The organism is Sutcliffiella horikoshii, assembly GCF_020524325.1.
In the GTDB taxonomy this organism is placed as follows: Bacteria; Bacillota; Bacilli; order Bacillales; family Bacillaceae_I; genus Sutcliffiella_A; species Sutcliffiella_A horikoshii_D.
The window spans coordinates 38,641-58,079 of record NZ_JAIVKY010000007.1; the positions used below are offsets into that span (position 1 = coordinate 38,641).

Here is a 19,439-nt window from a genome sequence, read left to right on the forward strand (position 1 = left end):
GTCACGGGAAGATTTTCAAAGGGGAAGAAAAATAGACAGGAGATGTGTAACTATTGAGCAAATCAAATGCTAAGAGAATGAAAATGCTGAGTATTATTTTAGTGATGAATATGCTGTTAATCAATTTAGGGGTTCTAAATAGTCAAGCTGAAGGGGTAAATCCTACTTCCCAAGTCATTACTTCGATGGCTGCAGTTGGTGCTACAACCATTCAAGTAGGGATGGATGGGGGCGTCGGTTTTCAGTTCCCGAATTTTAATAATGGGGCATCATTTCATGAGGTGAAGAATGATATTGCTCTATTTGTTAAGGAAGGGAGTAATGACTGGGTTTCTATTGACAATAATGCTGATAGCGGATGGATTTATGATGTGAATTTTGGAAACTGGTGGGAAGGTCCGGGTGGCTATTGGTTTAATCCGGTAGAAGAAACGACCAAAGTAAAAGTAGCATCCAAAACAAATACGAATATTTTTGTTGAGTATACGTTAAATGTAACGCCAGCAAATTCTCAAGTTATCACGGCCATGGCTCCTGCGGGTCCGACATTATTTGATGTTTCTCCATCTGGTGGTACCGGATTTGAATTTCCACGATTTAATAACGGTGGTGCAACTTTTAAGGACGTAAAGGATGATGTTGCACTTTTCGTGCAGCAAGGTGATGAGTGGGTTTCTATTGACAATAATGCTGCGAGTGGCTGGATTTATGACAATAATTTTGGAAACTGGTGGGAAGGTCCGGGTGGCTACTGGTTTAATCCGGTAGAAGAAACGACGGTTGTCAAAGTAGCATCCAAAACAAACCCTGATGTATATGTGGAGTATACGTTAAAGGTTACTCTGCCGGTGAGAAATTCCCATGTCATTACAAATTATGACAGGAGAGCTACTTTCGAAGCGGATGATAATGGGGCAATTGGCATGCCTATCCCGAGGATTGATGGTGGTTACGCTACAAAAAGTGAGATTGATAACTTCGTTTATGAAGTGAAGGTAGATGGTGAGTGGATCAATATTTTAGATTCAAATTTTAGATATTCATCTAATGGCTACAACAGAAGCTCGTCTGCCAATCAATGGGGATACTGGACCGATTACATCTTTGGACTTTGGTTCCAACCTATTCAAGAGGACATGGACCTTCGGATAGGTTATCCTTTGAATGGTGAAAAGGGTGGGGACATTGGAAATAATTATGTGGAATATAAGTTTATTGGTAACCCTGATGCCTTCCGTCCGGATGAAGTAGTATTAGATGATATTCAAATTGGGACGTCTACAGATTCAGAAATTGCAGGCTGGGAATTAGTCTTTAATGATGAGTTTGAAGGGACGGAATTGGATACTAGCAAATGGAACTATGAAACTGGTTACTATCTGAATGATGACCCAGGCACATGGGGCTGGGGGAATAATGAACTTCAGCATTACACGGATAGTGAAGACAATGTTTTTGTAGAAGGTGGAAACTTAAATATTAAGGCACTTGATGATCCTGCTACATTCCCTCAAGATCCAGAGCGTGTAGCACCATATTCTTCAGGAAAAATTACGACACAAGACAAGTTTACTTTTAGATATGGAAGAATTGATTTCAGCGCGAAGCTTCCTGCAGTTTCTGGAGCTTGGCCTGCACTTTGGATGATGCCAAATGATGATGTGTACGGAAGTTGGGCATCTTCAGGTGAAATAGATGTAATGGAAGCAAGAGGGCGTGTTCCTGAATCCACAAGCGGCGCAATCCACTTTGGTGGAGAATGGCCTTCCAATCAGTATCTTTCTGGTGAACAAACCTTTGAGGATGGAGGAAGAATCGATACAGACTTCCATGTTTATAGTGTCATTTGGGAGGAAGATACCATCAGTTGGTATGTGGATGGTAAATTCTTTTACAAAGTCACTAAAGAGCAGTGGTTCTCTGCAGCGGTCAGAGACAATCCGCTTGCACCTTTTGATCAAGACTTTTACGTAATAATGAACCTTGCACTTGGTGGCTGGTTTGATGGTGGAAGAGAACCATCTATAGAAGATTTCCCAATTACGATGCAAGTAGATTATGTTCGTGTATATGAGGAAGAAGGGCGCGAGGAAGAAGAACCGGTTATTGTCCCTGTAACGGGAGTGAAAATGAACAAAAGCGAAGTGACACTAACAGCAGAAGGTCAAAAAACTACACTTACAGCTGCGGTTACTCCTTCCAATGCTACAAACAAGAAGGTAACATGGTCATCAAGTGATCCAAGTGTAGCGACTGTAAGTGCAACGGGTGTTGTAACGGCACTTAAAAATGGGACAACCACCATTACTGTAACGACAGATGATGGCAATATGGTGGATACCTCTACAGTTACGGTGGATATCATTCCACAATTAACTCTAGATCAAATCTTCCCATTAAAAAATGGGTCATTCAGTCAAGAGCTTACGAACTGGTCTGCTTGGAGCTGGAAAAATGAAAGCTTTATCGATGAGATCCAAGTCGTAGATGGAAAAGCAAAAATTACTGTTCCACAGTTTGATGCAAGTGGTACTGGCGCGGAAAAATGGGCGGTACAATTCAAACAAACAGAACTTCAGCTTTTAGAGAACAAGGAATATCTAGTTTCTTTTGATGCTAGTTCTAGTGTCGATCGTGAAATGGAATTGGTCGTTCAAAATAATGCTTATAATAGAGTTTTTGAAAAGACTATTTCGTTAACGGAAGAAAGGAAACGATATACCTATTCCTTTAAAGCAACCGCAGAAGAGCTAGTGGAACTGAATTTCTTATTAGGTAAATACGCAGATTATGACCAACATGAAGTGACAATTGATAATGTCGTCCTAGAAGTGAAAAACCCGCCTACTAGTAAAATTAAAAACTATACGTTTAATGAAGGCAGCACTTCATGGGAGTTGTGGTCGGATGTTGGAGCAACTTCAAAGATTACTAATGAAAAGAAAGAAATTACGATTCCATCATTGGGAAATGAATTCTGGAGCATCCAATTTAGTCAACTTGGTCTTCCATTAGAAAATTCCAAGTCATATAGACTAGTATTCGATATGTCATCTACCATTGATAGAAAGATAGATGCCATATTAGAAAGTGCAAGCTATGACAAATATTTATGGGAAACAGTGGAGATAAACGAAGAGTTAAATACCTATGCAATTGAATTTACCCACGATAAGAGCTCAGACTCTGCTGCAAAGCTTGTGCTTGCATTAGGTAAAGTGGCTGGGCAAGAAGCGATAGGAGAGCATGTCGTGACGATGGATAATGTCTATCTGTACGAGATTCCTGCTATATCAGCTGAAGACCCAGAGGATCCAGAAGTTCCAGATAGAGAAGGGTACGGGGTTGGAACGATAAAAGAAGATTCCGTGGAGTTCTATGTGGGGGATGTCCCTTGGGCGATTATTAGTTACATTAAAAATGGTACGACTCAACAAAATATCATGATGAATAAAAGTGGTGAAGATGTAACGTACACATTAAATGGCGTCAAAGAGGGCGATGAAATCAGATATTGGTTTACTTATGGGTTAGAAGCTGGAGGACAAGCAGAATATCCTGAGCAAGTTTATACGCATAAACTTGAGACTGATCCAGAGCCGGAACCAGAACCAGAACCAAATCCAAAGCCAACAGCACCAACAGTTGATACAATATCAAACCTTACCAAGAAAGTAACGGGTACTGCAGAAACAGGCAATGTGGTAACCGTTCAGATTGGAGAAAAGAAGTATACGGAAACTGCCGATAATAAAGGTGATTTCAAAATAAAAATCCCTGTGCAAAAAGAGGGAACCATCATTACTATTACGTCAACTGATGCAGATGGGAATGTCAGCGACGCGGTAACAGTTGAAGTCGTGGATGAAATACCCCCTTCGGCTCCAAAAGTAGACAAAGTAGACAGCAACACTACTTCTGTGACAGGAAAAGCAGAGGCACATACTACCATCACGATTACAGTAGGCAAAGAGGTCATCGGCACCTATGAAGCAGACAAGAACGGCAATTTTGAACTTACTATTGCCAAACAAAAGAAATCTACCGACCTTATCATCACAGCAACCGATGCAGCAGGGAATATCAGTAAAGCGAAGAAAGTGAAAGTGAAGAAGTAAGGGGAGTCAAGGGGACAGGTTCATCGACCCGTTTATCCTTTAAAGGATAGATGAGATGGGCCACGGAATCTGTCCCCACAACCCAAATGAAATGGTAATATAGGTGTAATGGAGATACTGTTTGATAACGGTATCTCTTTTTTATAAAGAAGGCGGGTCGTCGTGCCTGTCCCTTCAACCCTAAAGGAGTGAGAAGATGGAAGTAATTTATTTTGCAGGCGGTTGTCTCTGGGGTGTGCAGGCTTTTATCAAAACGTTGCCTGGTGTTACGTTTACGGGAGCGGGGAGAGCGAATGGCAAAAGTCATACACTTGAGGGAGAGTACGATGGTTATGCGGAATGTGTAAAAACTGAGTTTGATCCTGATGTTGTAACTGTAACGAGATTAATTGAATATTTCTTTGAAATAATCGACCCATATAGTTTGAATCAACAAGGTGAGGATATTGGGGAGAAATATAGAACGGGAGTGTATAGTGAATACGGTAAACATTTAGAAGAAGCGAAGGCTTTTATTAATAATAGAGCTGATTGTGACCGTATTGTTGTAGAAGTACTACCACTTACAAACTATGTGAGAAGTGCAGAAGAACATCAAGATAGATTAACTAGATGTCCAGATGATTATTGTCATATTCCAAAAGAGTTATTGAGTAAATATAAGAAGAGCTGAAGGGGGAGGTCTGTCAGCCCGTTTACATGTTTAAGCACAGACGGGTCGAGGAACCTGTCTATTCTACTCTAATATTGCATCTATTCTAAAGCAATATTCGGAAGGGAATTTATCAATCTCGCGGGAAATCTCTGCCCGTAAGCTATTTCTACCTTTAATAATGATTTCATTTTTCTTGATTTGTATTTTACCTAAACTATATGGAGCATAGTACGTAGTTAACTTATCTATGGAGACAATCCCCGTTCTTTTCGTACTGATTTCGGTGAGTCTAAGCTTGTATTCCGCTTTTGTGAGAGGACTTAGTGGAACCTGATAGATGACTTCCACAAGATAATTTTTATTTTGGGTTGTGGCATACGTAAGTTCCATATCCGTTCCATTAGCGGCAATCTCACCTATAACAACCTCAATTTTATCTGTTTCTAAATGGTCAAATTTAGTTATTAGCCTTAATCCTTCACACATAGAATGAAAAACCATATTCTCTCTATCTTTTTCGTTAGCATGAAGGTATTTATTTAAATCTATTGTGGAGTACGTGTACTTGAAAAATTCATCTAGAGCAATTTCTTGTTTTGCTTGATGCATGGTTGCGCCGATACTGAAGTAAATTTCTTCATAATCTGGTAACTTCACTTCGGCATTTCTCAATAGATTACTAAATATTTCGGAGTAGATATAATCATAAGGAGATAGGGTGTTTCGTTCAAAATGATTATATATCCGAACACCTATTATTCGTTTCACCAGCGGTTTCGGATTGATTTTGCAGGAGTATATCAAGCTGTCCACCCGTTTAACATTATTCAAGTAGCTAATCTCTTTTTGTTTCTTTTCGTAATCCTTTAGATCATCGTCCGTTTCAGGAGCAGCGTTTATTATACTTTTTAAGCTAGTTAATAGTCTATCTATGTCAAAATCCACTTCTTCTTTCATCTCTATCTCAGGAGCCAACTTTATTGCCTGTTCCACCTTCGACAACCCTTGTTGGAAATCAGCTATGTTTATTTTCTTGTTATCGGAAAAATGTCCTTCAATTTCAACTTCTGCAATTATTTTATAGAGTGATTTTAATTTATATTTCTTTTTTGGCGGGGCATGGTTGATAAAGCGAATTAAAATGCATTCAAAAGTTTTACCATGAAATTCGCCAATTAGATGCTCGTTTAGAAAAGTATCCAGTAGACTTAGAGACTTATTATGCTCTTCCTTGGAATGGAAATCTTTATATTCAATCATAAAACGCATAGGCCACTCCCCTGTATTCAAAATCCTTAATAAAATTATCTTATCAATTTAACTTGTGAAACTAAACAACATTTAATTATGTAAGCAGATAGGAATGTTATGTTAGACAGATAAAGATATAATAAATAGTAAAGATGTAAACGTGGAGAATGTGATAATAAAACCGTTTGCACATTAGAGCACAGACGGGTTATGGAACCTGTCTCTTCAATCCAAAAGGAGGCAGCAGCATGTTGAGGTTTTTCAGGCGTTTAAAGTTTATTTTCACTTTTTGGAGGTTCATTCCTTTCCTTATAGATTATTTTAGATCAGGTGAAGTATCGGTGGCGAAAAAATTAGTTGGTGTGGTGCTTCTGCTCGCTTATTTGATTTTCCCTTTTGACTTCATTCCGGATTATCTTCTGTTTTTTGGTGTGTTGGATGACGTGATGGTCGTGACGTTTGTGTTGGAGCGGATTGTGAAGTTGGCGCCTGCTTCATTGAAGGAGAAGTACAAGCTTTTGGATAAATAAAAAGTATTTTTGGGGTGAGAGCTTTGAACGAAAGATTAGCTCCTTTTCTTATTATATTTGCCGCTGTCCTTTGGGGGACCACTGGCACTGCGCAGACTTTTGCACCTGAAACAGCACACCCGGTTGCCATTGGAGCTGCCCGCTTAGCGGTTGGGGGCGTTTTTTTATTGCTTCTTGTTTTTCTGACTGGCGGGTTAAGTTTGAAGAACTGGCCGGTCCAGTCGACGTTTCTTGCTGCGTTAAGCATGGCGTTGTTTCAGCCGTTGTTTTTTACTGCTGTGAATGTAACGGGTGTGGCGATTGGTACAGTGGTTGCAATAGGGAGTGCCCCGGTGTTATCGGGGTTTCTCGAATGGCTCTTTCTTAAAAGGCGTCCAAGTAGAATTTGGTGGAGTTCGACTTTTTTATCTATTTTGGGCTGTCTGATGCTTTTCCTCAATAAGGATTCTGTTGTGGTAGATCCTGTAGGGGTGTTGATGGCGTTGGGGGCAGGGCTATCGTTTGCCGTTTATGCCATAGTTAGTCGGGACTTGGTAGGTAAATTTCCGTCTCTTTCAATTGTAGCGGTTGTGTTCACGTTAAGTGCCGTTTTTTTAGCGCCGTTTTTGTTTGTATTTGATATGTCCTGGATGGCCGAAGTGCGTGGCTGGAGCATTGTTCTTTATCTTGGGGTGATGACAACAGGGGTAGCTTATTTTCTTTTTGGAAAGGGCCTTACTTTTGTTTCCTCTTCCACAGCGGTTACACTTGCTTTGGCTGAGCCCTTGACCGCGGCTTTATTTGGGGTGTTTCTGTTAGGAGAAAACTTGAATGCTACTTCATTGATTGGTATGGTTCTTTTAATGGTTGGAATTGGGTTATTAATAGGGAGATCTGAAACAAAGGGGACAGATTCGTCAGCCCGTTTGTCCTTTAAAGGGTAAACGGGTCGGCGTGCCTGTCCTTTAAAGGGTAAACGGGTCGGCGTGCCTGTCCCCGCAACCCACCTTCCACCCAAAATCGTTCCCTTCAACCCGAATTTCCTTTATAATGAAAAGGTATAAGTTTTTTACAGGATGTGGACGTTATGAATGGTTTTTTAAAGAATGCTTACCAGTCGCATCATGCACTGGAGATTATTTTTTCTTCTTTGCGTTGGTTTTTTCTTGTCCTATCAATCGTGGTCTTTGCCATTCAAAACATGGGAAATCCAGTTGAATGGAAGATTACTTTATTTGTATTGTTAGTCATTTTTGGTTTTCTATATATGGGTATATCAGATTACTATTTACATAAAACACCTGAAGGGTCAAAAATGTACGTTATGATGACAAAGGGTGGCCCGTTTTTTGATTTTGTGGCGTTTTCAGCCTTGGTACCGTTAACTGGAGGCCTAGAGAGTCCGCTTTTTCCGTTAGCTTACTTAATTATTTTACATGTGACAGTTTACTGGCGTTTTCTTGGAGGTATGACAGCAGCCGGTTGTTTTACGCTTGTCTACTCTACTATTTTTTTCATACAGGCGCAAAACGCCACTTCTGTACAAAGCATGATTGACTATTTTAGTGCCGTTTTCTTTTTACTCATGATAGGTGGACTGGGAGGCATCATTGTTTCTAGAGAACGGAGACATCATTGGGAGAATAGTTTGCTGGTGGAGGCTGCAAATCGTGATTACCTTACGAATCTAGCAAATCACCGTTCCTTTCAAGAATGCCTGCGAAATGACTTGGAAAAAGAAAAAGAGTTTTATCTTGCTCTAACGGACATTGATAAATTTAAATGTGTTAATGATCAATATGGACATGTTACGGGAGACAAAGTCCTGCAACAGATTGGAGAAATTCTCACCTCTGTGCTATCTAACAAGAATGGAAAAGCTTTCCGTTATGGGGGAGAGGAATTTGCACTCATCCTCTATTACAAAAACAAATTCGAGGTAAAAGAAATTCTTGATGAGATTAAACAAGCAGTAGCAAGCCATGTTTTCTATGATAAAGATGGGACTTTTTCTGTCACCATGAGCTTTGGTTCTGGTAAACAAAACGGAGAACGTCCAGACCTATTAGTGGAAAAGGTAGACAAGCTGCTTTATACAGCAAAAAATGGCGGGAGAAACCAGATTGTTTTGGCAGAGGTAGGGTGAAAAAGAGGTGATTGGAAGTGTGGATATTACAAAGAATATTTAAGAGCGTCATAAAAACAAATAATTTTGCATTGGTGTTAATTTCTATTATTGTTATTGCAGGAAGTGCATTGGTCATGCATCTATTAGAGCCGGCTACGTTTCCAACTGTTTTTGAGGGACTATGGTGGACGATGACGACGGTGACTACAGTTGGTTACGGGGATGTCTCTCCTGAAACTGTTTCCGGTAAGATTTTCGCCATGTTTTTATTCATCTTTGGTATTGGCCTTATTGGTGTATTGATTGGAAAAGTTGTTAATCTATTATCACTGTATAGCAAATGGAAGGAGCATGGGAAATTGACTAGTAAAAAGACCAATCATTTTATCTTTGTTGGCTGGACAGAGAAGACGGAAAGAGCGATGTCAGAAATCCTGGAAGAAAACCCGAACGCGCAGATCGTATTAATAGATTCTAAAAAAACAAACCCATGTGAGTTGGAAATTGATTACGTCCAAGGGGATGCGAGTGAGGACGCGGTATTATTAAAGGCGAACGTTCTGGAAGCTAAATCTGTGACCATTTTTTCAGATGACTTGATTGAAGATGCCTCACTTTCTGATGGAAAAACCTTGCTTGTGGCATCATCTGTAGAACGACTTTCCAAGTTACATAACAAAAACATCTACACAATTGTAGAGCTCAGAAAAGAAAAAAGTATCCCTAATTTCTCTCATGCTAATGTAGACGAATTCGTTATATCAGGTGAAACTGCATCTCGTTTGATGGCAAAAGCAACCTTGTATAATGGATCGACGCATCTTTTTAGTCAGTTGACGAGCAGAATGCATGGCGATAATATTTATGAAATTGCTGCTGATCCCGCTTGGAGCACGTATAGGCAAGCATTCCATGAAATCCTAGATAAAGGAGCCACTCTTTTATCAAACGGAAAAGATCTCGATATCAATCGAAAGTTAGATCAGAAAATTCCAAGTGACGCGAAACTCTATATCATCTGTGATAAGAATACCTATGAGTCAACGTTTAAAGCAGGATAAATAGAAAAAGCACAAAGCGACGAATAAGTTGCTTTGTGCCTTTTTTTCTTAGTACGTTAACGAACTGGCAATGATCCAGCCAATGGACAAGGAAAACATCATCAATAAGATCCCTACAGATACGCGGTCTTCATTGATTGCGTCCTTAATGCTGTAATTGATTGTAACAACTTCAGCTAGGATGTAGAAGACAATTTGCGCCACAATCCCAATAACTCCCCAGATAACCATATCCAAGAAAGAAACAGAATGTGCGATGGCAGAGCCGATGACAAATGCCAAACCAAGTAGTTTTCCTCCCATCACAAGTGCTGCCGTTGTATTTCCTTGTGAAACGAGCTTTATTTTCTCATTCCTAGAAGTTAAATCAAACAAAAATAAACCAACAAACAAAAGAACAAACGCTGTTCCTGCATATAAACCAAAAGCTGCTAAATAACTTCCCATTCACAATCACTCCTTAATCTGTTTTAACCCTACAGGCATAAAATAAGATAAATTATCGATGATTTGTTTACCTAAACGATAACCAAATGCACTTGCTTGTTCATTCACCAGGAAAGCACCAATCATCATATGGCCATTTTTCCATCCAGTTTCTGTTTGAAACGAAATCTCCGGCAAATCCACATACTCTTGATAGACCTGAACATAGTCAACGTAACTGTTGTTTGGATCTTCCTCTACCTTTTCCCCAGAAGGTGCATATATTTTGACAGAATCGCCTTCTCGTCCAAATGTAGGCTTTTCTACATATTTTTTGCCTGCTGACAGGAAAGGGGTGGGTTCTAAGTAAGTTGCCAGAAAATACTCACTAATCCACTCATGCTCCTCTTCTGTAAAAAACGCACTTTCTTGTTCATGAAGCCCCCAAATGACCGCTTGCACGGCCTTTGATTGTAAAAGGAAAGCACTTAATGGATTGACGATAGCCAGCTTCTTCAAGCGGACCAATTCTAGTAACTGCAGACCTACACTCGCACCAGTCTCCTGATCCTTATCCATAATGAGCGATTCTATTGGAAATGTCTGACGATACAGAACATCAATTTTTCTTCCCTCTTCATCAAGCAACGCTTCCCCTTTAATAATTTGCAGCTTGTGCAGGGGAACATATTGGGATGGCAGTTTACAAATATTTTTTAAATATAATACGGTTTGTTTATCCTCAAAATTTTCATCATGGGAAGTAAAAACAATGTTCGGGAACTCCTTATTACCCAAAACCTGATAGCTCTCAAAAATTGCATTTTTTACCGCTCTTCCTAAGCGTTCTTCTTCATGGGCATTGGGGTCAACCCGACCAAACTCTTTACATACTTCTCCATTGATTTGAAATAATTCTTTAATAAAAGTTGGCGTATCACTATTAATCTCCAATACTTTATATGTATCTTTCGTTTTAACCAAATCCACTCGGGATATTATGGACTCAGCCAAAATCTCCTTCATTGATAGAAATGGAATGGTTTCTTTTGGATACCCAAGTTCGAGAAGCGTTTCTTCTTCCAGTCCTCTCAGTAGCTTCGCCATCTTCGAGAAAATATGTCCAACCCTATTGGCCACAACTCGGATTTTCACTGTCTCTTCTGGTTCAATTTCATATACGGAATAGAGGGCGTACTCTTGACCGTATAAATTGCTCCAGAAGGAAGGGAACTTTGCATAATACGCTTCACGTGTTGTTTGATACACTTGCTCATTCATCTAAATCATCCTCCACTATAGGAAGAACCACTACCAAACCCTTTATTAGGCGTTGTGTTGGACTGAAAAGCGGAGCTGTTTCGATAGTTTTTATAGGATGAATCCTTTTTTAAGGAAGATTTATTGCCAAAAAAGCTTCCTCCGTGATAATAGTGGCGGTAATAGCTGGATGAATCATCATCACATTGATAAACGCCTTCTTCATTATCCCATTCATACTCATTGCAACGATCATCGAATGGCTCTGGCGGAAGGGAGCTGGATTCATCATAATCGGAACCACAACCGGTCATGCCTAATGCGAATACGGTGGCAGAGACACTTGTTAAAACTTTCTTTGTTTTTGTCATGGGGACTACTCCTTTCTTACATAATCAACTAAACTAATAGTAACAAAAATAGGAAATAATGAGGAGATAAATTTTTGTTGATATGGAGAAAGTAGCACGGGAATTTTGCTATGATGAAAGTATATGAAAATAGAGACAGGTAGGTGTACCACAGATGGAACTAATCTATTACTTACACGACAGAGGAAGCTATGACCCAATATATGAATATAAAAAAGGAAAAATAAGCGAGGATGAAATATTTGCTAGGCAGCTTTGTACTTTTTTCATAAAAGAAGGAATTCAATATAAATTAATATGTAATGAAGGGACCTTGGATGACAGCGCCGAAACCATTACAGTAGAAAAGGATGAGATAGCAAGGAACTTCTACAAGGAAAAATCATACCCTTCCGGTATACACATCGAATTCCGCGAATATAAATACCTTCAGGACATGCCGGTCCTTCATACGCAACCATTAGAAAGTCACTGGGAAGCCATCAAATTTCTGTTAAAGGATATTGTTCACCTCCCGGGAATCGGGGAATGCCATGTTGACTCAACGGAAATTGATGAAGACAGGCAATGCTATGTTTTTTATATAGGTAAGATTGTAAAAGAAACTTAGAAAAATTTACAAATTCCCTACTCTTTTACTGTAAAAAATTGCTATAATAAACCTTATATGATGTGTCACCAAAGGGGAGAAACGAATGGCTGAAATGAATGATAACCCGCTATTAAAAAGTGATGATAAACCGAAAATCAAGGTAGAAAGAAAAGAAGGGGAACCAACCGCCGCCTTTAAAGGAGCAAGTTGGGCAGCGCTTGTGGTAGGGGTTTCCGCGTACTTGATTGGACTGTTCAATGCCACAATGGAATTGAATGAGAAAGGATATTATTTTGCAGTATTGGTATTCGGCCTTTATGCAGCCGTATCCTTGCAAAAAGCAGTTCGAGATAAGGAAGAAGATATTCCTGTTTCCGGCATCTACTATGGATTAAGTTGGTTTGCCCTTGTTGTATCCATTTCCTTAATGGCAATTGGCCTCTATAATGCCGGAAGTATCATTTTAAGTGAAAAAGGATTTTACGGCATGTCATTTGTGCTCAGCTTATTTGCAGCTATCACCATTCAGAAGAATATTCGAGACACGCAAAACGCAAGAGAAAGAGATTAATAGCGGAGGCGGTACTGTAGACTTGTTGTGGAGTCAGGCAGTACCGTTTTCTTTTTTGCTCCAGATAGTTTAAAATAATCAGATAATAGGGTGTAATCTGGTGAAAAGTTAACCTGAATTATGATATGATAGAAATTAAGATGGACATAGTATGTTTCTTGGTAGCGTTATGCCTTTAGGATGCTAGAAGCAATAGCGCCTGCTCTTTTTTATAAATTTAGGGGATGTGTAATGATGAGCAACATGCAGAATAAAACAGACGTTATCTTAATTGGTGCCGGTGTCATGAGCGCAACTTTGGGTTCGTTATTAAAGGAAGTTCAACCGGATTGGGAAATTAAAGTGTTCGAAAAGCTTGCAAGTGCAGGGGAAGAAAGCTCGAACGAGTGGAACAATGCCGGGACGGGACATGCAGCATTATGCGAGCTTAACTATACGTCATTAAAAGCGGACGGAACGATGGACATCAGCAAGGCGGTAAAAGTGAACGAACAGTTCCAACTTTCACGTCAATACTGGTCCTATTTAGTCAAACAAAATCTTATCAGCAATGCAAAGGACTTTATCATGCCAATTCCACATATTAGCTTTGTGGAAGGGAAAGAAAATGTTAGGTTTTTGAAAAAACGTATGGAAGCGCTATCAGCAAATCCGCTGTTTAAAGGAATGGAATACTCCGAAGATCCGAAGAAGCTGAAAGAATGGATGCCCCTTATGATGGAAGGCCGTACCTCAAAAGAGCCGATTGCAGCAACGAAGATCGACTCTGGTACAGATGTAAATTTCGGTGCGTTGACCCGCATGTTGTTTGACCACTTAGAGAAAAACAACGTAGAAGTTCATTATGAGCATAGTGTAGAGAATCTTAAGCGTGCAAGCGACGGTTCTTGGGAGCTGAAAATTCGCAATGCTAAAACTGGTCAAGTGGAATATCACCATGCCAAGTTCGTATTCATCGGCGGGGGTGGCGGAAGTCTGCCATTATTGCAGAAAACCGGTATACCGGAGTCGAAGAATATCGGCGGATTCCCGGTTAGCGGACTGTTCCTAGTCTGCAACAATCCGGAGGTCGTGGAAAAGCATCACGCAAAAGTATACGGAAAAGCAAAGGTCGGCGCGCCGCCAATGTCTGTGCCGCATCTAGATACTAGATATATCAACAACAAAAAGAGCCTACTGTTTGGACCGTTCGCAGGATTCTCACCAAAGTTCTTGAAAACCGGCTCCAACCTGGACTTGATCGGCTCCGTAAAGCCATACAATGTCATGACCATGCTTTCTGCAGGTTTCAAAGAAATGGGTCTGACAAAGTACTTGATTCAACAAGTGATGTTATCAAATGAAAAACGCATTGATGAGCTGCGCGAGTTCATCCCGAACGCCAAAAGCGAAGATTGGGAGATTGTCGTTGCAGGTCAACGCGTTCAAGTCATAAAAGATACAGAAGCCGGCGGCAAAGGGACCCTTCAATTTGGTACGGAAGTGGTTAGTGCATCCGACGGTTCCATAGCGGCGTTGCTTGGCGCATCTCCAGGTGCTTCCACAGCCGTTCACGTCATGCTCGAAGTATTTGAAAAATGCTTCCCTGAGCACATGTTTGAATGGAAAGAGAAAATCCAAGAAATGATCCCGAGCTACGGCATATGTTTAGTCGATAACCCTGAGCTATTTGATGAGCTTTTCGCCTCCACGGCGGAAACCCTCTTTCTTAGTGAAGGGAAGGAGCAAAAGGCGCTTTCCTTTCACTAAAATAAGAATAAATGGGAAAACCTTTGATCCTTTTGGGGATTGAGGTTTTTTTGTTTTGTGGAAGGATTCCTTTAATAGCATGCCAACGTTTTACGGAGCGGAAAACTTGAGTTAGAGATTCCAACTTCTGTATGCTAGAGATATTAATGTACGAGAGGATGTTCTTTTATGAAACTGATCAGAGACCACTGGAAGGTGCAATATAAAAATCCCGGCTACCCGCATGTTCAACAAGGTTGGGTTCTTCCTCCTGATAGAATGCGTGATTACGACCCATTCATCCTGATGGCGGACGATTGGTTTAAACGCGGTACCTTCTCTGACCACCCTCATCGCGGTTTCCAGACTATCACTTATGTGATAGATGGCAGGCTTGAGCATACTGATAACCAGGGCGGGCATTCTGTTTTGCACGCAGGAGATGTCCAGTACATGAATGCGGGGAGTGGCGCCCGCCATGCAGAGGAAGCGGTCGATGAGGACGTCATCCATACGTTGCAGCTCTGGCTCAATTTGCCGAAGAGCTTGAAAAATACGGAGTCCTCTTATCAAAATGTACTTTTGGAGGATGCTCCTTTGGTGGAGTTGGATGGTGGCTCTGTACGAGTTTACTCGGGAAGTGCAGAGGGAGTGACAGGTCCGATGAATTCATTGGTTCCCATTAATATGTTTGAGCTTTATTTACGCGCGGGTGAGAGCTACTCTCTTGAATTACCGGCGAACCATAACGGCCATGTGTTTATGCTGCAAGGTGAGATGACTTTTGGTGGTGAGGGGGCTGTAACCTTGGGGAAAACCGAGGTGGGGCTGCTGACTTATGATGAGGCCACTGAAGATGGTGCGGTGGAATTGCTTGAGATCACGGCGGCAGCTCAGGAGCGGTCCCGGGTGCTTATTCAGACGGGTAAACCTATTGGGGAGCCAATTGTAGCGAGAGGCCCTTTTGTGATGAATACAGAAGATGAGATTGTGAAGGCGTTTGAGGATTTTAGGGCAGGGAGGTTTGGTGGTAGGGTGTAATTATTTAAGTAATGGAAGGCCCTCTCAAGGCCCGAAAGCGGAGCAGGAGCAGCGAAACGGTAACAGAGAGATCCTCTCAATGCCCGAACGTGGGGCAGGAGTAGCGAAACGGTAACAGAGAGCGCTTCTCAAGGCCCGAAAGCGGAGGAGGAGTAGCGAAACGGTAACAGAGAGCGCTTCTCAAGGCCCGAAAGCGGAGCAGGAGCAGCGAAACGGTAACAGAGAGCGCCTCTCAATGCCCGAACGTGGGGCAGGAGTAGCGAAATGGTAACAGAGAGCGCTTCTCAAGGCCCGAACAGCGAGCAACGGCATAGAAACGGTAATAGAGACCGCTCTCCCACCCACCGAAGCATCACCCCAGAATAAAAATAGGTAACAAAATCAAATCACTCAAAATAACTCCATCTATTACTTCCTTTATTGTTCATATGTTTATCCAGTATACGTCTTATAGTTTTAAGAGATATTATTTGCCTGCACCATTCGTGAATATTCTTTGTAGAAACAGGCTTCTCCGGAAACAACAACCGAAACTCCCCCACATGCCTCAATACAACCTCCTCCAGCGTCTCCACCCTATCACACCGCACACACCTCACCGACCGCCCCTCAACCACCACAGACAAGGAAGAACACCTCGCACACACCAATCCTTTCCCAACCTGATCATAAGAATACTCTGGTAAATTCTTAAAAGGAGAATCCACGATATGAAGGGAAGTTAGTTTCTCGGCAAGCGAGGTATGCATGTTAGTCAATTTAAAAGAAGAATCTTTCTGCAAGCCTTTCAGGTATCTGTTTATTTGGGTAGGGTGAATAAAGGGTTTATCAGGAGGTGAATGGTACAGAGTGAATTCGGAGTTGATAAAAACCACAGAAGCGATAATTGGTAAGTTAAAGCCGTAACTACTCAGTAGTTGGCGGAGCAGAGAGTTGCATCGATTCAGCTGATTCAAGGGGTTGGTGACTTCGAAATTTTTGGAGTTTGCTTTTAAGTGCAGTTGATCGGTTCGTGAATCATAGATGTAATCTCCTTCAAAGTTCTTCACTTCAAAAAGATAAGCATTCCGAGGGGTAATAATTAGCGAGTCAATTTGAAAAGTAGTGTTATTATGTTTCAGCAAGAGGTCATTTAAAATCAGGTGATTAGAGCCTTCCAACTTCTCCGTTAAGGCATCAAACATGCACTCTCCTTCATAACCTTTCTCCATATTCCACAAGTATTGCTTTTCTTTCTCAAGAAGCGTCATCCGTGCGTTCAGAGCTAAATAGAGCTGCATTTCCATTGACACAGTACGCGATTTAACTAGCATATCCCACATCCTTTTCTAAGAGTCTACTTAACTATACCAGTTCAACACAACAAATTAAAAGAATTTTCTAAAAATAAATCAAAACCCTCTTTCCTTATTTTACCCTCACCCTTTTTACCTAAATTAGATAGTCTATTAAAGCCCTTTCAGTTATGATATATGAAGTATGTTTTATTGGAGGAACGGAATGATTAAGTTAATGGCAGATTCAACTTGTGATTTATCAAATGAAGTGTTAGAGATGTATGACATCAGTCTGGCGCCATTGAGCATTAATATTGAGGGAAAAACCTATAAAGATAGAGTAGACATTCAACCTGACGAATTTTACGGAATGATGGAGGCGCTTTCGGAGTTTCCGACAACCGGAATGCCTAGTCCTGTGGAGTATTTGGCGATTATGAACGAGGCCGTTGAAAGTGGTTATAAAGAGATCCTGTGTATTTGCATGTCTAGTGGAACAAGTGGCTCCCACCAGTCGGCTGAGTTGGCGAAAGGTTACTTCTTTGAGGAAAATCCGGATTCACCTGTGAAAATCCATGTGGTAGATTCCAAGTGTATGAGTCATGGTAGCGGTTGGCTTGTGTTAAAGAGTGCGATGATGAGAGAGAGCGGCGCAACTTTTCAAGAGTTAGTTGATTTTAACGAAAGCCACAAAACCAATGTGAAACATTTTCTCTCCGTAGATGACCTTGACCATTTAATCAAAAGCGGCAGGCTGACGAATGCGAGCGCATTTCTTGGAAAGCTATTAATGTTAAAGCCAATCATGACGATGAAAAATGGTAAAGGGGCCATTGTTGCGAAAGAGAGAGGTTTAAAGCGGGTCCTCAAGCATTATGTGGAAGAGTTTATTAAGCGAAACGACCCAAAAATGATCGACTTTATCATAATCGGGTATACGTCAGATATCAAGATTGCAGAAAACCTAAAAATAAAGATAGAAAATGAAACAGATTTCACCGGGACTACCCACATTATGCAGATGGGAGTATCTGTTGGTACCCATGTTGGACTTGGAGCGCTTTCCCTGTTCTTTATGGAAAAAAAATAATCTAGAAACTAAACCACCTACCATAAAGGTGGTTTTTTCGCGTGGATTTTTATCCTTAGAGATTTTATGGTAGTGTTAGTATATCGATATAATAGTTAGAATTTTATAAAAGGGGGTTTTTCCATTGTCGTCAAAACAGAAGAACACGTACACGGATTTACAAAAGCCTACGAAGAGTAATTGGAGTGTCTTGCTTGGTGCAGCTTTTTTGATGGGGGCATCTGCAATCGGACCAGGATTTTTGACGCAGACGGCTGTATTTACTGAGCAACTATTAGCTAGTTTCGGTTTTGTTATTTTAATGTCGATTATCTTAGACATCGGGGTACAGGTGAATGTGTGGAGAATCATTGCCGTTTCTAAGAAAAGAGGGCAGGATATAGCGAACATGGTCTTGCCTGGACTGGGGTATTTCCTAGCTTTTGCGGTCGCCTTGGGCGGTCTGGCATTCAATGTCGGTAATATTGGCGGAGCGGGCCTTGGAATGAACGTAATTTTCGGTATCGATGTGCGAGTTGGAGCTGCCATCACGGCTGCCATCGCTATAGGCATTTTCTTATCCAAAGAAGCAGGAGTGGCAATGGATAAGATTGCTCGTTACTTGGGATTGATGATGGTGTTGCTCACGCTTTACGTAGCATTCCAAAGTAACCCGCCTGTTGGAGAGGCTGTTTTCCGTACGTTTGCGCCGGAGAAAATTGATGTGTTTGCGATCATTACCCTTGTTGGGGGTACGGTCGGTGGTTATATCACGTTCGCTGGTGGACATAGACTGTTGGATGCAGGAATTAGCGGTAAGGAAAATTTGCACCAAGTGACGAAGAGTTCGGTATCGGGGATTGTTATTGCATCTATCATGCGGATTTTCTTATTCCTTGCTGTGCTTGGTGTTGTTGCAACGGGCTTCAAATTAGATCCAAACAACCCGCCGGCATCTGTCTTTATGGAAGCTGCGGGAATGGTCGGTTATAAAATGTTTGGCCTTGTGCTTTGGGCTGCGGGGATCACCTCAGTTGTCGGGGCAGCTTATACGTCTGTTTCATTTTTACGGACTTTGTCGACAAAAATTGATCAGAATAACTCAAAAGTCATCATCGGATTCATTGTTGTTTCGACTATCATTTTTGCTTTTATCGGCGAGCCGGTTCTATTGTTGATCTTGGCTGGTGCGTTTAACGGACTTATATTACCTGTCGCACTTGGCACGTTATTAATTGCGGCGTATAAAAAAGAGATTGTCGGGGATTACAAACATCCGCTATGGTTGACAATCTTTGGAGCGATTGTGTTTATCGCAACAGCTTACTTGGCAGCGGTCACGTTGATTAATCAGGTGCCGAAGCTATTTTCATAAAATAGAT

General features: G+C 41.1%; 17 protein-coding genes. 12 read left to right on the forward strand and 5 right to left on the reverse strand.

Going from position 1 to position 19,439, the window contains the following annotated elements; all coding sequences use genetic code 11:
- Nucleotides 1-53: 53 nt before the first annotated feature.
- On the forward strand, nt 54-4,118 hold the full coding sequence (locus LC091_RS09180; RefSeq protein ID WP_226681728.1) for an Ig-like domain-containing protein: 4,065 nt from the start codon (nt 54-56) through the stop codon (nt 4,116-4,118).
- A 196-nt stretch (nt 4,119-4,314) separates the two neighbouring features.
- A complete protein-coding gene (locus LC091_RS09185) occupies nt 4,315-4,791 on the forward strand; it encodes a peptide-methionine (S)-S-oxide reductase (protein WP_226681729.1) in 477 nt (158 codons plus the stop codon).
- Between the two features lie 63 nt (nt 4,792-4,854).
- On the opposite strand, the gene LC091_RS09190 is transcribed toward LC091_RS09185, so the two are convergent.
- On the reverse strand, nt 4,855-6,042 hold the full coding sequence (locus tag LC091_RS09190) for a hypothetical protein (protein WP_226681730.1): 1,188 nt from the start codon (nt 6,040-6,042) through the stop codon (nt 4,855-4,857).
- Nucleotides 6,043-6,272: 230 nt separating this feature from the next.
- On the opposite strand from LC091_RS09190, the gene LC091_RS09195 reads away from it, so the two are divergent.
- From LC091_RS09195 to LC091_RS09210, 4 genes are all read left to right on the forward strand, one after another.
- Nucleotides 6,273-6,554: a YkvA family protein gene (locus LC091_RS09195; RefSeq protein WP_226681731.1), complete on the forward strand. Its 282-nt coding sequence runs from the start codon at nt 6,273-6,275 to the stop codon at nt 6,552-6,554.
- Nucleotides 6,555-6,577: 23 nt separating this feature from the next.
- On the forward strand, nt 6,578-7,477 hold the full coding sequence (locus tag LC091_RS09200) for an EamA family transporter (RefSeq protein ID WP_226681732.1): 900 nt from the start codon (nt 6,578-6,580) through the stop codon (nt 7,475-7,477).
- A gap of 143 nt (nt 7,478-7,620) precedes the next feature.
- A complete protein-coding gene (locus LC091_RS09205; protein WP_226681733.1) occupies nt 7,621-8,679 on the forward strand; it encodes a GGDEF domain-containing protein in 1,059 nt (352 codons plus the stop codon).
- A gap of 17 nt (nt 8,680-8,696) precedes the next feature.
- Nucleotides 8,697-9,722 carry an ion channel gene (locus LC091_RS09210; RefSeq protein ID WP_226681734.1) on the forward strand — a complete coding sequence of 342 codons (1,026 nt, stop codon included), beginning with the start codon at nt 8,697-8,699 and terminating at the stop codon, nt 9,720-9,722.
- 48 nt (nt 9,723-9,770) lie between these two features.
- On the opposite strand, the gene LC091_RS09215 is transcribed toward LC091_RS09210, so the two are convergent.
- Genes LC091_RS09215 through LC091_RS09225 form a run of 3 tightly spaced genes read right to left on the reverse strand, consistent with a single transcriptional unit; the run spans nt 9,771 to nt 11,779 of the window.
- Nucleotides 9,771-10,169: a DUF350 domain-containing protein gene (locus LC091_RS09215; protein WP_226681735.1), complete on the reverse strand. Its 399-nt coding sequence runs from the start codon at nt 10,167-10,169 to the stop codon at nt 9,771-9,773.
- A 6-nt stretch (nt 10,170-10,175) separates the two neighbouring features.
- A complete protein-coding gene (locus tag LC091_RS09220; RefSeq protein ID WP_226681736.1) occupies nt 10,176-11,429 on the reverse strand; it encodes a glutathionylspermidine synthase family protein in 1,254 nt (417 codons plus the stop codon).
- Between the two features lie 5 nt (nt 11,430-11,434).
- Nucleotides 11,435-11,779 carry an aminotransferase yhxA gene (locus LC091_RS09225; protein WP_226681737.1) on the reverse strand — a complete coding sequence of 115 codons (345 nt, stop codon included), beginning with the start codon at nt 11,777-11,779 and terminating at the stop codon, nt 11,435-11,437.
- Nucleotides 11,780-11,933: 154 nt separating this feature from the next.
- On the opposite strand from LC091_RS09225, the gene LC091_RS09230 reads away from it, so the two are divergent.
- The 4 genes from LC091_RS09230 to LC091_RS09245 all read left to right on the forward strand — a co-directional run bounded on the left by LC091_RS09230 (nt 11,934) and on the right by LC091_RS09245 (nt 15,711).
- On the forward strand, nt 11,934-12,389 hold the full coding sequence (locus tag LC091_RS09230; RefSeq protein WP_226681738.1) for an RNA helicase: 456 nt from the start codon (nt 11,934-11,936) through the stop codon (nt 12,387-12,389).
- An 85-nt stretch (nt 12,390-12,474) separates the two neighbouring features.
- Entirely contained in the window at nt 12,475-12,942 is a 468-nt protein-coding gene (gene yiaA, locus LC091_RS09235; protein WP_226681739.1) for an inner membrane protein YiaA, read from the forward strand.
- A gap of 234 nt (nt 12,943-13,176) precedes the next feature.
- Nucleotides 13,177-14,691, forward strand: coding sequence for a malate:quinone oxidoreductase (locus LC091_RS09240; RefSeq protein WP_226682384.1), 1,515 nt, complete (start codon nt 13,177-13,179; stop codon nt 14,689-14,691).
- A 168-nt stretch (nt 14,692-14,859) separates the two neighbouring features.
- On the forward strand, nt 14,860-15,711 hold the full coding sequence (locus tag LC091_RS09245; RefSeq protein ID WP_226681740.1) for a pirin family protein: 852 nt from the start codon (nt 14,860-14,862) through the stop codon (nt 15,709-15,711).
- Nucleotides 15,712-16,097: 386 nt separating this feature from the next.
- On the opposite strand, the gene LC091_RS09250 is transcribed toward LC091_RS09245, so the two are convergent.
- Nucleotides 16,098-16,997 (reverse strand): nuclease-related domain-containing protein, encoded by a 900-nt coding sequence (locus LC091_RS09250; protein ID WP_319003662.1) that lies wholly within the window; start codon nt 16,995-16,997, stop codon nt 16,098-16,100.
- 214 nt (nt 16,998-17,211) lie between these two features.
- Between LC091_RS09250 and LC091_RS09255 the strand changes: the two genes are divergently transcribed.
- Together LC091_RS09255 and LC091_RS09260 are read left to right on the forward strand one after the other, a co-directional pair.
- The gene (locus LC091_RS09255) at nt 17,212-18,078 is read left to right on the forward strand and encodes a DegV family protein (RefSeq protein ID WP_226681742.1); all 867 of its coding nucleotides are present in this window, start codon (nt 17,212-17,214) and stop codon (nt 18,076-18,078) included.
- Between the two features lie 211 nt (nt 18,079-18,289).
- Nucleotides 18,290-19,432, forward strand: coding sequence for an NRAMP family divalent metal transporter (locus LC091_RS09260; RefSeq protein WP_226682385.1), 1,143 nt, complete (start codon nt 18,290-18,292; stop codon nt 19,430-19,432).
- Nucleotides 19,433-19,439: the final 7 nt, after the last annotated feature.

Coding starts and splice junctions, on each gene's coding strand:
- LC091_RS09225 (WP_226681737.1), bottom strand. CDS start 11,779: ATGACAAAAACAAAGAAAGTTTTAACAAGTGTCTCTGCCACCGTATTC.
- LC091_RS09260 (WP_226682385.1), top strand. CDS start 18,290: ATGGGGGCATCTGCAATCGGACCAGGATTTTTGACGCAGACGGCTGTA.
- LC091_RS09255 (WP_226681742.1), top strand. CDS start 17,212: ATGATTAAGTTAATGGCAGATTCAACTTGTGATTTATCAAATGAAGTG.
- LC091_RS09195 (WP_226681731.1), top strand. CDS start 6,273: ATGTTGAGGTTTTTCAGGCGTTTAAAGTTTATTTTCACTTTTTGGAGG.
- LC091_RS09185 (WP_226681729.1), top strand. CDS start 4,315: ATGGAAGTAATTTATTTTGCAGGCGGTTGTCTCTGGGGTGTGCAGGCT.
- yiaA (WP_226681739.1), top strand. CDS start 12,475: ATGGCTGAAATGAATGATAACCCGCTATTAAAAAGTGATGATAAACCG.
- LC091_RS09240 (WP_226682384.1), top strand. CDS start 13,177: ATGAGCAACATGCAGAATAAAACAGACGTTATCTTAATTGGTGCCGGT.
- LC091_RS09215 (WP_226681735.1), bottom strand. CDS start 10,169: ATGGGAAGTTATTTAGCAGCTTTTGGTTTATATGCAGGAACAGCGTTT.
- LC091_RS09220 (WP_226681736.1), bottom strand. CDS start 11,429: ATGAATGAGCAAGTGTATCAAACAACACGTGAAGCGTATTATGCAAAG.
- LC091_RS09205 (WP_226681733.1), top strand. CDS start 7,621: ATGAATGGTTTTTTAAAGAATGCTTACCAGTCGCATCATGCACTGGAG.
- LC091_RS09190 (WP_226681730.1), bottom strand. CDS start 6,042: ATGCGTTTTATGATTGAATATAAAGATTTCCATTCCAAGGAAGAGCAT.
- LC091_RS09250 (WP_319003662.1), bottom strand. CDS start 16,997: ATGGAAATGCAGCTCTATTTAGCTCTGAACGCACGGATGACGCTTCTT.
- LC091_RS09245 (WP_226681740.1), top strand. CDS start 14,860: ATGAAACTGATCAGAGACCACTGGAAGGTGCAATATAAAAATCCCGGC.
- LC091_RS09230 (WP_226681738.1), top strand. CDS start 11,934: ATGGAACTAATCTATTACTTACACGACAGAGGAAGCTATGACCCAATA.